General features: G+C 40.7%; 15 protein-coding genes and 1 riboswitch. Of the genes, 5 read left to right on the forward strand and 10 right to left on the reverse strand.

The features are described 5' to 3' along the window. The 9 genes from thiS to NSQ94_RS13625 form a co-directional block, all read right to left on the reverse strand. Positions 1-204, reverse strand: a complete 204-nt coding sequence (gene thiS / locus NSQ94_RS13585) for a sulfur carrier protein ThiS (protein WP_063387503.1) — start codon at positions 202-204, stop codon at positions 1-3. 7 nt (positions 205-211) lie between these two features. Beyond that, entirely contained in the window at positions 212-1,324 is a 1,113-nt protein-coding gene (gene thiO / locus NSQ94_RS13590; protein ID WP_339229407.1) for a glycine oxidase ThiO, read from the reverse strand. Continuing rightward, positions 1,311-1,940, reverse strand: coding sequence for a thiazole tautomerase TenI (gene tenI, locus NSQ94_RS13595; protein WP_339229409.1), 630 nt, complete (start codon positions 1,938-1,940; stop codon positions 1,311-1,313). Before tenI ends, thiO begins: the two co-directional genes overlap by 14 nt. A gap of 123 nt (positions 1,941-2,063) precedes the next feature. After that, positions 2,064-2,172, reverse strand: a riboswitch (TPP riboswitch). A gap of 54 nt (positions 2,173-2,226) precedes the next feature. Then, complete coding sequence (locus NSQ94_RS13600; RefSeq protein ID WP_339229411.1) at positions 2,227-4,080, reverse strand: monovalent cation:proton antiporter family protein; 1,854 nt, start codon at positions 4,078-4,080, stop codon at positions 2,227-2,229. Positions 4,081-4,105: 25 nt separating this feature from the next. Continuing rightward, entirely contained in the window at positions 4,106-5,470 is a 1,365-nt protein-coding gene (gene mgtE, locus NSQ94_RS13605; protein ID WP_063387499.1) for a magnesium transporter, read from the reverse strand. A 105-nt stretch (positions 5,471-5,575) separates the two neighbouring features. Beyond that, entirely contained in the window at positions 5,576-6,475 is a 900-nt protein-coding gene (locus tag NSQ94_RS13610; protein WP_066248327.1) for an RluA family pseudouridine synthase, read from the reverse strand. Between the two features lie 15 nt (positions 6,476-6,490). Then, the gene (locus tag NSQ94_RS13615) at positions 6,491-7,285 is read right to left on the reverse strand and encodes an NAD kinase (protein WP_063387497.1); all 795 of its coding nucleotides are present in this window, start codon (positions 7,283-7,285) and stop codon (positions 6,491-6,493) included. Between the two features lie 20 nt (positions 7,286-7,305). Further along, positions 7,306-7,935 carry a GTP pyrophosphokinase family protein gene (locus tag NSQ94_RS13620; RefSeq protein ID WP_063387496.1) on the reverse strand — a complete coding sequence of 210 codons (630 nt, stop codon included), beginning with the start codon at positions 7,933-7,935 and terminating at the stop codon, positions 7,306-7,308. A gap of 12 nt (positions 7,936-7,947) precedes the next feature. Further along, the gene (locus tag NSQ94_RS13625; protein WP_339229413.1) at positions 7,948-8,316 is read right to left on the reverse strand and encodes a hypothetical protein; all 369 of its coding nucleotides are present in this window, start codon (positions 8,314-8,316) and stop codon (positions 7,948-7,950) included. Positions 8,317-8,428: 112 nt separating this feature from the next. On the opposite strand from NSQ94_RS13625, the gene NSQ94_RS13630 reads away from it, so the two are divergent. The 5 genes from NSQ94_RS13630 (at position 8,429) to NSQ94_RS13650 (ending at position 11,747) form a co-directional block, all read left to right on the forward strand. Continuing rightward, entirely contained in the window at positions 8,429-9,019 is a 591-nt protein-coding gene (locus NSQ94_RS13630; RefSeq protein WP_144596603.1) for a CYTH domain-containing protein, read from the forward strand. Then, positions 9,019-9,621 (forward strand): lytic transglycosylase domain-containing protein, encoded by a 603-nt coding sequence (locus NSQ94_RS13635; RefSeq protein WP_082830278.1) that lies wholly within the window; start codon positions 9,019-9,021, stop codon positions 9,619-9,621. The genes NSQ94_RS13630 and NSQ94_RS13635 overlap by 1 nt, the downstream gene beginning before the upstream one ends. Before the next feature lie 297 nt (positions 9,622-9,918). Then, entirely contained in the window at positions 9,919-10,329 is a 411-nt protein-coding gene (locus NSQ94_RS13640; protein ID WP_339199165.1) for a hypothetical protein, read from the forward strand. A 13-nt stretch (positions 10,330-10,342) separates the two neighbouring features. Continuing rightward, positions 10,343-11,203, forward strand: a complete 861-nt coding sequence (locus NSQ94_RS13645; RefSeq protein ID WP_232515740.1) for a ClpXP adapter SpxH family protein — start codon at positions 10,343-10,345, stop codon at positions 11,201-11,203. A gap of 370 nt (positions 11,204-11,573) precedes the next feature. Then, positions 11,574-11,747 carry a hypothetical protein gene (locus tag NSQ94_RS13650; protein WP_162536160.1) on the forward strand — a complete coding sequence of 58 codons (174 nt, stop codon included), beginning with the start codon at positions 11,574-11,576 and terminating at the stop codon, positions 11,745-11,747. A 170-nt stretch (positions 11,748-11,917) separates the two neighbouring features. On the opposite strand, the gene pepF is transcribed toward NSQ94_RS13650, so the two are convergent. Continuing rightward, complete coding sequence (gene pepF / locus NSQ94_RS13655; RefSeq protein ID WP_063386997.1) at positions 11,918-13,735, reverse strand: oligoendopeptidase F; 1,818 nt, start codon at positions 13,733-13,735, stop codon at positions 11,918-11,920. Positions 13,736-13,738: the final 3 nt, after the last annotated feature.

Here is a 13,738-nt window from a genome sequence, read left to right on the forward strand (position 1 = left end):
TCATCCCCCTCCAACAAAATGGACAATTTCAATTTGATCACCATCATTTAATGTCTGGATACTGTATTGTTCTTTTGAAACAATTTCACCATTTCGTTCAACGACAACAATTCTTTCCTGCAATTGAAAAAAGTTCAGCAAATCTTCTATGTTCCGAACACTATTCTCCACTTCCATCTGCTGGCCGTTAATGCGAAGTTTCACTGTTTAATCACCTCCCTTTCGCATCAGAAAGCAATCGGTTTAAAGAGAAGGTATGAACATAACGCTCATATTGATTCGTTTTCAAAATCATGTCTTTTACGATCAAGCTTGTAATCGGCGCTAGAAGAATGCCGTTTCGATAATGGCCGGTCGCAAAAAAGATTCCCTCATGCTCCGGGTGCTCGGCAAAATACGGCCAGCCGTCAGCTGTTTGCGGCCTGAGCGACGACCAAGCACTAACGACCGGTTCAGACCCGATTTCTGGCATAATTTTCTGAACCTTTATCATTAATTCGGATACTCCTTTGACTGTCGGATGCGTATCCCAGTCGTTTTCATAAGAAGTTGCTCCAATAATAACGGTGCCGTCTTTTTTCGGTACGATATAACAGTGCTCGTAAAACACTGTTTTGTTGATCACCAGTTTTTTCGGTTTTATGGCTAAGCATTCTCCTTTAACGGGCTTCATTGGATTTCTCAGCCCCAGCTTTTCAAAGAAAAAGCCACTCCAAACTCCGCTTGAAACGACGACTTTTCCACATATAAAAACTCCTTGGGAAGTGACAAGCTTGTATGCTTTTCCCTCTTTAATCACGTCGAAAACAGGACATTGTTCAAAAATAGATGCACCATATTTTCTAGCGCCTTTCGCATATGCGTGGCAAACAGATGAACCTTTCACTTGGCCGTCATGCTTAAGCCAAAGAGCTCCCACAATGTCTTCAGAAACATGTGGCTCATTTGCCAGTACGTTTTCCCTTGAATGCCATTCTAGCTCATCCTCATCTGCAAGCGATTGCAGAAAGCGGCCTTCATCCTCAGTAAATGCAAGCCGATACATGCCTTCCTGCACAAGCTCAATATCCACACCAGATTGCTCCAATAATTCTTTTGCAAGGCTCGGATATAAATTTCGGCTCTCTAAGCATAGCTCAAAAAATATGTCTCTTTTTTCATTTTCAGAATGGGCACCCAGCATTCCTGCTGCAGCGGATGTCGCTTTACCTCCGATTTCGCCGCTTTCAAACACGGCGGTCTTCAGCCCAGCTTTTGATAGCTCATAGGCGATCCCTTGGCCGATTACCCCTCCCCCGATGATTCCAACATCAAAAACGTTCATTTGAAAAAGCTTCCCCTTTCCTGAAAAGTTTGGCAGCGCTCTCTGGATCTTTCGAAGAAAAGATATAGGACATAACGGCAATACCGCTTGCTTTTTTTTCTAAAACCTTTTGCATATTATCAGGCGTGATCCCACCGATGGCGATAATAGGAATATTGACGTGTCCAACGATTTTCCCAAGCAGATCTGTTCCCTTTGCCGGAAGTCCTTTTTTACTGTTCGTTTCAAAAACGTTTCCGAAAAAACAATAGTCTGCTCCGTCTTTTTCTGCTTTTACCGCTTCATCTAATGAATGGACGCTGACACCGGCTTTTATTTGCGGAAAAGCGCTTTTCACTTTTTTTATCGGCAGGCCGGTTCCCGGAAGATGAACATTTTGAACGCCTGTTAGGAGCGCAACATCGAGCCGATCGTTGATAACAAGCTGTTCTCTCCTTATCCCGTTTGCCAAAAGCTGTTCTACAAGATGAATGATCTCACATGGTCTTTTATTTTTTTCTCGTATATGAACGTAATCAACATGATCTGATATGGACAAAATTATGCGTATTAGCTCGTTGACTGGTTTTGTTCCGTCTGTTACGGCATGAAGCTCCAACATGTACATTCCTTTCATGAGAAAGACGCCCACACTCGTCTTTCAAGGTTCAAAACTGGAAAGCAGCTGTCCAAGGGTGAGACTGGAAACAATAAAAAACCACCTTCCTTGCTGGAAAGTGGTAATGGAATATCAGACACATGTTTCAAATTCCCACTTCCCTACGCTGGCATCATCCAGATCAGGTTCAAAGGGTCTTAAAGTCAACACTTTAATCTCAGCCTTTCCAAAGGCTCCCCTAGTGGATGCTTATTAAATTTTCATACTAATTTCATGCTATCACAATTTGTTTTGTTTGCAAATATTATTTGCTAAATTCCAGCTCATCTTTTAACTCATTTACATATTTGCGGGAACCCGTTACAATCAAGCGGTCCCCTTTTTTCAATTCGGTATCGCCGTGAGGCACAATGGAATCTTCACCGCGAAAAATCCGGACAAAGATACAATCTCCCGTAAACGGAAAGTATCGAAGCTTCATTCCATCATATTTTCGGTTATTCATATTAATTTGATAAAGAGAGTTGTCTTGGTTTGTTAAGATCCGCATAACGCCAGGCGATTCGATCAAAGCCCTGAGCAGCGTTTTTGTTGACAGCATGACGGAAAATACGCTGATCCCCTTTTCTTTTAATGTTTGATCCAACTCCGGGGAAGAAATGGAGGCGATGACCTGTTCTACGCCGCATTCTTTTGCATATGTCGCAATTTCCGCATTTCTTTCTTCATCCCCAGTAGCCACTACTACTATATCAGCTTCCATTATGTGGTGTTCATTCAATGATTCTATCGAATAGTCTTTCAATTCTTCAATTTTAAACACCGATTGAGCAGTCCCGTTTTCGATTTTGTCTTGCTGTGTGTGATATACGGTTGCTTCATACAAATTTTTGTCCAATTCTCTTGTGACTGGAAGGGTCATTTGATTTGCACCAATAAAAGCAATTTTCTTTTTAGGCTGCGCCGCCATTTTTTTGGGGAATAATTTTTTAAATCCTATCGGCGTGATAATGCTTGTTAACACGGCAACTACTATTAATGCGTCAGCCATTTGCTTATCAATCAGTTCGATTCGCTGTCCAATTTCAGCTGCCGCAATAACTAATGATAAAGTAGCAGTCAACAAGAACGCCGCCGCAATCGTTGTATTCGTATCATACCATTTTCTCAGCACAAAAACGGGAATAAACTTTGAGATCAAGAGGGCGAGAAATAACAAAGGAATTAACAAAAGAAGGTTCGGATCTTTGATCAATTCCCATAAATCCAATTCCACCCCTACCATGACAAAAAAGATCGGGATTAAAAAACCGTAACCAAACGAATCTAGCTTTTGCACCAAGTCTGAATTAGGCGATAAAAGCGAGACTAAAACTCCCGCAAGGAAGGCGCCTAAAATATTTTCTGCCCCAAGCGTTTCCGATAAACCTACAAGTGCGAGAATTAACGTAAAAACCGCCCTTGTTCCAATTTGAACCGTTCCTTTTGACATCGTTTTAATAAAGGATCGACTTTTAAACCTTTTGCCAATGAAGTAAAGCAGTACGCCTGCTGCAAACAAAAGAAGCAGAAGCCATGTATTGCTTTCTCCTTCGCTGTTTAAGGAGACAAAAACCGCCAGCAAAATCATGGTGACAAGGTCGGCTATGACAGCCACCAGCAAAATAATTTGGCCGATGTTTGTTTTCATAATCTGCTCGTCTTTCAGCGTCGGCACTACTACTCCTAAAGAAATCGTTGAAATCACTAACGTCATGAAAAAGGCATTGCGGATAAATCCCATCCACATTAACAAATACGATAAAAGTAATGAAACAACGAAAATGCCAAGAAAAACAATTGACGCAACCAAAAAAGTATGAGGAGCTTTTTTTCCGTTGGGCAGCTTTTCTTCTTTTTTCTTCTCTTTGGAGAAAATGGTGAAATCAATCTCAAGCCCGCTTAAAAACATGAGAAATATAAATCCCAGCGTTGAGAGAGTTGCCAGCCATACATCTTCCTGCACTAAATTAAATCCCGTTTTCCCGATGATTAATCCGACAATAATTTCCGCAACGACGACAGGAATGAATGTCAGTTTGAACCGATGCAGCAAAATCGGGGTTAAAAAAGCGCCGACCAGCACGATGACAAGAGAGGTTACTGCATGTGATTCCATATTGCGCCTCCTTTAGCTAATTTTGTTAGAGCAAATAGTTCATAAATAGTGTCGCCATGCCAAAATAAATCAAAATGCTGATCATATCATTAATCGTTGTAATAAATGGACCGGAGGCCACAGCCGGGTCAATGCGAAGCCTGTGCATGACAAGAGGAACAAACGCCCCGGCAATTGTCGCAACAGTCAGCGTTGACAATATGGAAAGACCCACTAGCAGTCCTAAGAAAAATTTCTGCTTCCAAATAAAAATTGTCAGTGCAACAACAATTCCGCATACTGTTCCGGTAATCAAGCCGGTTCCAGCTTCTTTGAGAATAATTTTCCACACGCGTTCGGAAGTGCCTTCGCCTGTTGCAATTCTTCTTACGGCAACAGCGAGAGCTTGTGTTCCTGTATTTCCAGCCATCCCTGCAATTAATGGTATAAAGAGCGCTAAAGTTGCCACTTTGTTCAACGTTTCTTCAAACTGGCCGATTAGGCCGGCAGTGAACATTCCTAAAAATAGGAGAATAATAAGCCATGGCAATCTTTTTTTGGCAGCAGAAACAGCATTCGGATCATATGAATCTACATCCGAGACAGCGGCCAGTTTCGAGTAATCGTCAGAAGCCTCTTCGTCCAGCACATCAATAATATCATCAACAGTTATAATTCCAACAAGACGATGTTGAAAATCAACAACCGGAAGAGCCAAAAAATTGTAGTCCTTCATCTTTCTTGCTACTTCTTCCTGATCATCCGCCACAGATACCGAGTAGACTTTCTTTTTCATAATGTCAGCAATCAAAGTATCGTCTTCATGAACAATTAAATCTCTTAACGACAGGACGCCAACAAGATGTTTCTCTTCGTCAATCACATATAAATAATATATTGTTTCCGCATCAGGAGCTTCTTTCCGCAGCAAGTCCATCGTTGACCGCACCGTATAATTGGCATTAATGGCAACGAACTCGGTTGTCATAATACTTCCTGCGGTAAATTGTTCATAATCAAGAAGCTCGCTTATGCTTTTGGCAGCTTGAGCGTCCATGATGGTTAAATAGCTGGAAATTTTCTCTTTTGTCAGCTCACTTAATACATCTGCCGCATCATCAGCGTACATGTATTCCATCATTTTGGCGGCAAATGCCGGATGCATTTCCTCAAGCAGCGATTTGTAGCGGTTTTTATCATCCCTTATATTTTCAAAAACATTCGCCATTTCTTCCGGAGATAGAATTTGATATAAAAGCATTCTATCCGGCTGGTCAAGTTTTAGAAAAAATTTTGCCTGATCATATGGATGTAGCTCAAAAAACAGCGAACGGAATTCCTCTACATTGTTCTCTCTCAGCTTGTCAATCATCAACTGTCTGTATTCCGGTGCATCTGTTTTAGGCTGCATAAAAATCTCCTCCTTTCCGGAAAAATATCGAAAAGTTTTGTGTTTTACTATATTAACAAATCTATCTGATTTTGTCGTACATTTTTTCATAACAAAAGCATGCACTTACAGGCGCGCATGCTTAATTATTTTTTCCATATCAGGAGGAAGCTTGCAAGTATACGTCAAATTTTTATGCAAAACGGGATGATAGAAGGACAGCGACTGACTGTGGAGGGCATGACGGTCAATTTCTTCTTTTTGTCCACCATAAAGCGAATCTCCTAAAAGCGGATGACCTATATAGGACATATGTAGACGAATTTGATGAGTTCTACCAGTTACAGGCTTTACCTCAACAACCGTTTTGTCAGAAAAGCGGCTTATGACCCGAAAATGCGTAATAGCTTTTTTCCCATCCTCCCTGACAGTTCTCTCGATGATGCTATCGTCCTTTCTTGCAATTGGCGCATCGATGATGCCTTCGTCTTCGCTGATCCTTCCATGGACAATTGCGATGTATGTCCGTTTTACCGCTCCTTTTTGCTGTTCCTTTGAAAAAAGAAAATGGCTGTAGCGATGTTTGGCTACAAGAAGCAGCCCGGATGTATCCCGGTCAAGCCGATTGACGATATGCACCGTAAGATTTTGCCGCTGTTGATCATAATAGTGTAAAAGCCCGTTCGCAAGACTTCCTGACGGATGCTCTCTAGACGGAATGGTGGACAAAAACGCCGGTTTATTTACAATAAGGCAATAATCGTCTTCATAAACAATGTTCAATGGTATGTTCTCTGGAATGAGCGACTGGCTTCTCTTTTCTTCCGGAAAATGGACGGTTACTTGATCGCCTTCTTGTAAGACGTATCGGACATTTTTTTCGTTCCCGTTAACGACAATTTTTCCACCGTTAAATTTAATATCTGTTAAAGCGGATTTAGAAATATGATGCTCCCGCAAAAATTCTCTAAGCAGCCAGCCATGATGTTCTTTTTTGATGTCCCAATGAAGCTGAAATGTCCCCATGTTTTTCTCTTTCCTTTATCTGTCGCCAATAAACGAGTCCCGGACCCGCTTCCAAAATGGGAAAGGCCGAAATCTCGCAAACCTTACCTTTTCCTGTGCGACCCGGCATTGGATGGACCTGACGTTTTTGTGAAGAAGTGTTAAATGATCGATTGTAATTTGAAAATCAACATCATTGACAGGCTTTAGCATACACGTATGGTGGTCAGGCAAAATTAACGGCGAGCCGATTGTCCGGAACACCCTGTTGTTTATGGAAGCCATTTCTGTTAATTGAATAGCCCGCAGTGAAGGATGAATGAGAGCACCGCCAAGCGCTTTATTGTAGGCGGTGCTTCCTGTCGGTGTTGAAATACACAACCCATCTCCTCGAAATGTTTCAAAGAGAAGCCCTTTAATTTCTATATTCATGACGAGAGTCCCTTCAATGCTTTTCACTGTGCATTCATTTAGCGCAAGGTAGGAGGCTTCACTCCCGCCATTATGCCGGACCACCACTTCAAGCAATGGATATTCAACGATCTGAAACGGTGTTTTAGCAATTGCAATCACCATTTTTTCAATTTCATTCGGGAGCCAGTCGGCATAAAATCCTAAATGCCCCGTATGAACTCCTATAAACGCTGTTTTATCCAATCGTTTATTATATCGATGAAATGCATAAAGCAATGTTCCGTCTCCCCCGACGGAAATCACGATATCCGGCTGATCTTCATCATATTGAAACTCGAAATCGAGCAAATAGGTTCTGATTTTTTGCGCCAAAGCATTAGATGTTTCATCACCTTTTGATGTGATCGAAAACTTCATTTAAGTATCATTCTCCTTTTTTATGTTGTTTCTGTTTTGCGTGAAAATATCGCGTGCGCTTCTTGAATTTCTCCCCGTATTTGCGACATTTCCTCGTCCAGCCGGTAAGCTGCTTCAGCTGCGCGCTGCAAGCGGATTTTAATCTGTTCAGGTATGTTCCCGCTATATTTGTAATTTAAAGAATGCTCAATCGTCGCCCAAAAATTCATGGCAAGCGTACGAATTTGAATTTCAACCAAAACCTTTTTCAATCCTTCGAACGATTGAACCGGGTAGCGGGCCACAACATGGTAAGAGCGGTAGCCGCTTTCTTTATTTCGGGTTATGTAGTCTCTTTCCTCCACGATTTCCAAATCATGCCGATCTCTTAGCATTTGAACAACCAATTGAATGTCGCCGACAAATTGGCACATCATTCGGAGACCGGCAATGTCCTGCATTTCTTCTTCTATTTTATCAAGTGGAATTTGTTTTCGCTTCGCTTTATCTAAAATGCTCGGCACAGGTTTTACCCTGCCTGTCACGAACTCAATTGGAGAATGCTCTCCTCTTAGTTCAAATTGGGAACGAATCCCTTTTAATTTGACCTTTAATTCTTCCACTGCCTGCTTATAAGGCGCTAAAAATTGCTCCCATTCCTTGTAGTTCATAAAGCCCCCCTCCTAATAAAACACGCTTTCGACCATTTTTTCCATCTCCTCGCCGTAATTTGCGTTTCCCTTTATATTTTCAAGCAAAAACTCGAGCTCCTCGTGAAATTGGGTAAGCAAAATTTCTTTTTCTCCCACTTTAGCATAAACAGGAAGCTCTTCATTTTTGGCTTCTTTTAAATGAGACCAAATATCCGATGATAAATCTATGTAAAGAAAGTCTTCGCCATTATCCAATATGTATATAAAAGAAAATTGGTCTGAATCTACCAGCATCTGTCCTTTTGCTGCGAGATTCCCTGCATCATGGACATGCTCCGTTTCGAGCAGCAATTTGCCTTCCGTTTTGCTAACCGCCAGCACTTTAATTCTTTTTTTCATGCTGTTCACCCTTCCAATCAAACATTTCAAGTTCATCTCGTGTATATTTTATTGTATCATATTAATAACTACATTACCTTATTTTGATATTAATCATAGAGAGGAATGCCCGATGGTTCAAGAGCTTGAGATAGAATTTAAAAACCTGCTTACAAAAGAAGAATTCCACCGCTTAGCTGATTTTTTTCAATTGACCGAAAAAGATTTTGCCGAACAGGAAAACTATTATTTTGACACAAAATGTTTTGCGTTGAAAAATCATGGCGCCGCTTTAAGAATTCGCAAAAAGAAGGATCAATATGTTTTGACATTAAAGGAGCCTTATCATGTCGGATTGCTGGAAACACACCAGTTTTTAACCGATCAAGAAGCAGTTTCAGCCATTCATGAGTCGGTCTTTCCGAAGGAGGGATCAGTGGTCGAAAAAATCAAACAGCTTGAAATCAAGCCCGAAAGCCTTCTTTGTTTCGGTTCGCTCATTACAAGCCGGGCAACAAAAAAATATAAAAATGGTGAAATTGTTCTCGATCATAGCCGATATGAAAATAGAGAGGATTTTGAAATCGAATTTGAGGCAGAGGATGAAAAGGAAGGAAAGCAGCAATTTTTGGAGATTTTAAACAAACACAACATCCCGATCCGTCAAACAGAAAATAAAATAAAGCGGTTTTATTCCGCAAAATTTTCAAAGGAGAATTTGTGATGAATACAAACTATAATTTCAATGTTCTGTTTGAGCTTGAAGTCCTTCGTCTTTTGTCAGGCCAATCCGATGGGCCGCAAACAAAAGATGCAGCAATTTCGCTGAACTTTCAGGATGTTTTAAATGCCTTCATCGAACAAGATGTACAATCTGAAACGGCCAAAGAGAATATTTCACTGTCTTCCTCCCAATCTGCCAAAAAAACAAATGAACAGAAACAGGTTTCCGCTGATCTAAATGAAATCATTCAGAAGATGGCTCAAAAATACGGCGTCGATGCCAAATTAATCAGAGCTGTGATTCAACAGGAGTCAAGCTTCAAGGCAAATGCCGTCAGTCCTAAAGGAGCTGCCGGCTATATGCAGCTCATGCCTTCTACAGCAAAAGCGCTCGGTGTAAAAAATCCGTTTGATCCTGTGCAAAATATCGAGGGCGGCACAAAATATTTAAAACAGCTTTTAAACCGATATAACGGTAATGTAAAATTGGCGCTGGCTGCATACAACGCCGGTCCGGGAAATGTCGACAAATATGGAGGCATCCCGCCATTTAAAGAAACGCAAAACTATGTAAATAAAATTACTCAAAAATATTTTGCGTAAAAAGGTGCAAACAAACAGCACCTTTTTCTTTTTCATTAAAAGTAGTTGGAAATATTTGTTATCCAATCGATTTCGGCTAATCTTCGATAGCTGCGCTTCAAGCCGCAAGTCCTTCTATGTTCATTTCACAGCAAGCACAACATATTTGCGGAAATAGCTCCCGCTTTCGCTATTTATCCTTTTGTTTGCATTGCCTCAGCCAACTCCTTCAAAGCGATTCGTTTGAGATAAATAAGTTATGTTGATAAAATAAATGTAACATCATTATTAACGAATGATTCCAAAGGAGCTATCACCATGACAAAACCACCCTTAACTCCATATGACGCGATTGGAGAAAAGAAACTTCACGCTCTAATCGATGCTTTTTATAAAATTGTTAAAAAACATCCTCTTTTAAAACCTATTTTCCCGGAGGATTTAACGGAAACTGCCAGAAAGCAGAAACAATTTATGACACAGTTTTTAGGTGGTCCGCCACTTTACACAAAAGAACACGGACATCCGATGCTCAGAGCCCGCCATCTTCCATTCCCGATTACGCCGAGGAGAGCAGAAGCATGGCTCTCATGTATGCGAAAAGCAATGGACGAGGTCGGACTTGACGGGGAAATACGAGAGTTTTTCTACGATCGGCTTGTGGTGACCGCCCATCACATGATTAATTCGAAAGACGAAGATCAGGAGGAGTATTCAGTTGAAACCTGACAAAAAAGACGAAGTGAATGCTGCTCACTTCTTTTCTCATTGTCACAGCCATCCTAAAAAGCCGATCGAGATTTATATGTTTATTGATCCGCTATGCCCTGAATGCTGGGCGCTTGAACCGTTTATCAAAAAACTGCAAATCGAATACGGCAGGCTGTTCTCATTGCGCCATATTGTTTGCGGAAAGCTTGCTAATTTAAACTTAACAAAACGGCGGAAACCGAAAACAATTGCCCAATCATGGGAGAAGATAGCGAGCAGAACCGGCATGTCATGTGACGGCAACCTTTGGCTTGAAAACCCTATATCATCACCCTACAGAGCTTCCCTTGCTTTAAAAGCAGCGGAGCTTCAAGGGAGAAAAGCGGGCATCCGTTTCTTGCGGCACTTACAGGAAGTTGTTTTTTTAGAAAAGCAAAATGTCTCTGATCAAAACGTTCTCATACAAATTGCTAAAAATGTCGGCCTTGATGTCAATGAATTTGAGAGGGACTTATATTCCGAAAGTGCAAGAAAAGCACTTCAATGCGATTATAAAATTACAGAAGAAATGGACGTGCATGAAATTCCTTCCCTTGTCTTTTTTCATTGCCGTGAAGAGAAGGAAGGATTAAAAATTACCGGATTATATCCTTATGAAACATATGTTGATATTCTTTGCGAGCTTGTCGGAGATAAACCGAAGCCGTCTCAAGTGCCGCCAATAGAGATTTTTTTAAAGCATTATAAATTTGTCGCAACAAAAGAGATTTCTGTTGTGTATAACATGACTGATGAAGAAACGGAACGTGAAATGAAAAGACTGCTTTTAAAGCAACAAGTTGAGCGGGTGCCTGTAAAATATGGAACATTTTGGCGCTATATCGGGCAGTGAGATGAGGGTTTTAATTCAACGAAACGTTCCCCATCGGCTTCTATGCTGATGGGGAACGTTTTTAATCAAAAATGTAAGCGCTTTATCTTTATTAAACAATTAAAAAAAGAAACCACAAACAAACGTTTGTGGTTTCTTTTTGTCTTATGACAACAAAGGGGATGGGAGAAATTTTTCACGGTCAAACAAAGGGGTAAATGTTTGTTTGTGATCAATTTCACGTTTTTAATATAACAAATTCCTTTTTCAGTTTGCAAGAGGGGAAAACAACAATTCACAAATTTGTCACAAAACATGAAGAACGGGCAAGCTGCATACAATATACAAAATCTTTTTCCTCGTTTTAGAACATGTGTAGGAGGGAAAAATCGTGAAAACATTTTGGCTCATAATCAGCCTGCTGCTCGTCATCTTCGCTTTTTTTTATAATCTGTTAGGATTGATGAATCTCGCACCGATTTTCGTTTCTGCCCCCCTGCTTTTTATTTCTCTTTTCATATCGTTTCTTCTGTTTAACCATCGAAAAACGTTCCGCGGATTTTAAGATAAAAAAGAGGACGGGATGATGAACTGCATCTCAATTAGTAGATACAACTGACAATTGGAGGTGCAGTTTTTATATGACCGGAAACAAAAAAGGCATGAGTCCAGTTCCAGATCGAACTCATGCCACTAATTTTTTGGATTCAGATGATGCTCCTGTTTTCTTTCACTTTACTTTAACAGCAGCTCCTCCATCTCCGTCAGCTTTTCTTCAAATACTTTGCATGCATCTTCAATCGGCTTGGTTGATGTCATATCGACCCCTGCTTTTTTCAGCACATTAATCGGATAATCAGAGCTTCCCGCTTTCAAGAAATTAATGTACCTTTCAACGGCAGTTTCTCCTTCCGATAAAATCTGCTTGCTCAAGGCGCTTGCAGCACTAAAGCCTGTTGCGTATTGATAAACGTAAAAATTGTAATAAAAATGCGGAATTCTTGCCCATTCTAAGCCAATTTCTTCATCGACCACAATGTTGTCACCAAAATATTTTTTGTTTAACTCATAATACGTTTGCGTCAAAAATTCCGGTGTGAGCGGCTCTCCGTTTTGCGCCTTCAAATGGATATAATGTTCAAACTCAGCAAACATCGTTTGCCGGAATACCGTTCCTCTAAACCCCTCAAGGAAATGATTCAGCAAGTATAAACGTTTCTTTTCATCATCGATCGTGTTGAGCAAATATTCATTTAACAAGTTTTCATTGCATGTAGAAGCCACTTCCGCGACAAAAATAGAATAATCTCCGTACGGATACGGCTGTGTTTTTCTTGTATAGTAGCTGTGCACCGAATGGCCAAGCTCGTGAACAAGTGTGAATAAATTGTTCACATTATCTTGCCAATTCAGCAAAATATATGGATTTGTTCCATAGGCGCCAGAGGAGTAAGCTCCGCTTCGTTTCCCTTTATTCTCCTTAACGTCAATCCATCTGTTTTCAAAGCCTTCTTGTAAAATGCCGACATATTCTTCACCTAATGGAGCAAGCCCCTTCAATACGATGTCTTTCGCTTCTTCATACGTGATTTTCATATCGACGTTTTGTACAAGCGGCGTATAAAGATCATACATATGAAGTTCATCAAGCTTCAGCGCTTTTTTCCGCAAATCGACATAACGATGGAGCAGCGGCAAATGTTCATTGATCGTTTTTACTAAATTGTCGTAGACTTCCTCGGGAATGTTGTTGGCGCTTAGTGCAGCCTGGCGAGCATTCTCATATTTCCGCACCTTCGCATAAAAATTATTTTTCTTAACAGCTCCGCTTAATGTGCTGGCAAACGTATTTTTAAATTTTCCATATGTTGCGTATAATGCTTGGAACGCATCGCGACGGACTCGTCTATTTTCACTCTCCAAAAACTGGATATAACGGCCGTGAGTGATTTCCACTTCTTCTCCATTTTCATCCTTAATTGCTGGAAATTCCAAGTCCGCATTATTTAATTTTCCAAACGTATTGGAGGCAGTGCTCAGGGCTTCCGCAGCTTGAGCTAAAATAGCCTCTTGCTCCGCATCGAGCACGTGCGGTCTTTGCCGGTTGATTTCGTCCAAGGCATGTGCATAAAGCTTCAATTGATCATTTTCTTTCAAAAATTGCTGAAGCTTTTCTTCTTCAATGGATAGTATTTCCGGAACGATATAGGATGAGAGGCTGGAAGCTTGTGTATAAAGATTTGCTGCCCGGTCATTCAATCCTTGATAAAAAGAATTAGTTGTATCTTGATCGTAGCGCATATGGGCATATGTATAAAGCTTTCCAAGCCTCTCCATCACGGAATCTTGATAAGAGAGCGCCTCATATAACAGATCGGAGGATTGACCTAATTTTCCTCTATATTCACCGATTTTTGGAATTAGCTGCTTTACTTCTTCAAATTCTTTTTCCCATTCATCATCAGAAGCAAAAATATCTTCTAGCCGCCAAGTATACTCAACAGGGATTTCTTCCCGTTTTGGCAGCCTTTTGACAGCTGTTTCATTGCCCATTCT

It is taken from the genome of Aeribacillus sp. FSL K6-2833 (assembly GCF_037965815.1).
GTDB lineage: Bacteria > Bacillota > Bacilli > Bacillales > Aeribacillaceae > Aeribacillus > Aeribacillus composti.

Bases quoted from the DNA above. Each gene is read 5' to 3' on its own strand.
- thiO (WP_339229407.1), bottom strand. From the start codon at position 1,324: ATGAACGTTTTTGATGTTGGAATCATCGGGGGAGGGGTAATCGGCCAA.
- tenI (WP_339229409.1), bottom strand. From the start codon at position 1,940: ATGAAAGGAATGTACATGTTGGAGCTTCATGCCGTAACAGACGGAACA.
- NSQ94_RS13600 (WP_339229411.1), bottom strand. From the start codon at position 4,080: ATGGAATCACATGCAGTAACCTCTCTTGTCATCGTGCTGGTCGGCGCT.
- mgtE (WP_063387499.1), bottom strand. From the start codon at position 5,470: ATGCAGCCTAAAACAGATGCACCGGAATACAGACAGTTGATGATTGAC.
- NSQ94_RS13610 (WP_066248327.1), bottom strand. From the start codon at position 6,475: ATGGGGACATTTCAGCTTCATTGGGACATCAAAAAAGAACATCATGGC.
- NSQ94_RS13615 (WP_063387497.1), bottom strand. From the start codon at position 7,285: ATGAAGTTTTCGATCACATCAAAAGGTGATGAAACATCTAATGCTTTG.
- NSQ94_RS13620 (WP_063387496.1), bottom strand. From the start codon at position 7,935: ATGAACTACAAGGAATGGGAGCAATTTTTAGCGCCTTATAAGCAGGCA.
- NSQ94_RS13625 (WP_339229413.1), bottom strand. From the start codon at position 8,316: ATGAAAAAAAGAATTAAAGTGCTGGCGGTTAGCAAAACGGAAGGCAAA.
- NSQ94_RS13630 (WP_144596603.1), top strand. From the start codon at position 8,429: ATGGTTCAAGAGCTTGAGATAGAATTTAAAAACCTGCTTACAAAAGAA.
- NSQ94_RS13635 (WP_082830278.1), top strand. From the start codon at position 9,019: ATGAATACAAACTATAATTTCAATGTTCTGTTTGAGCTTGAAGTCCTT.
- NSQ94_RS13640 (WP_339199165.1), top strand. From the start codon at position 9,919: ATGACAAAACCACCCTTAACTCCATATGACGCGATTGGAGAAAAGAAA.
- pepF (WP_063386997.1), bottom strand. From the start codon at position 13,735: ATGGGCAATGAAACAGCTGTCAAAAGGCTGCCAAAACGGGAAGAAATC.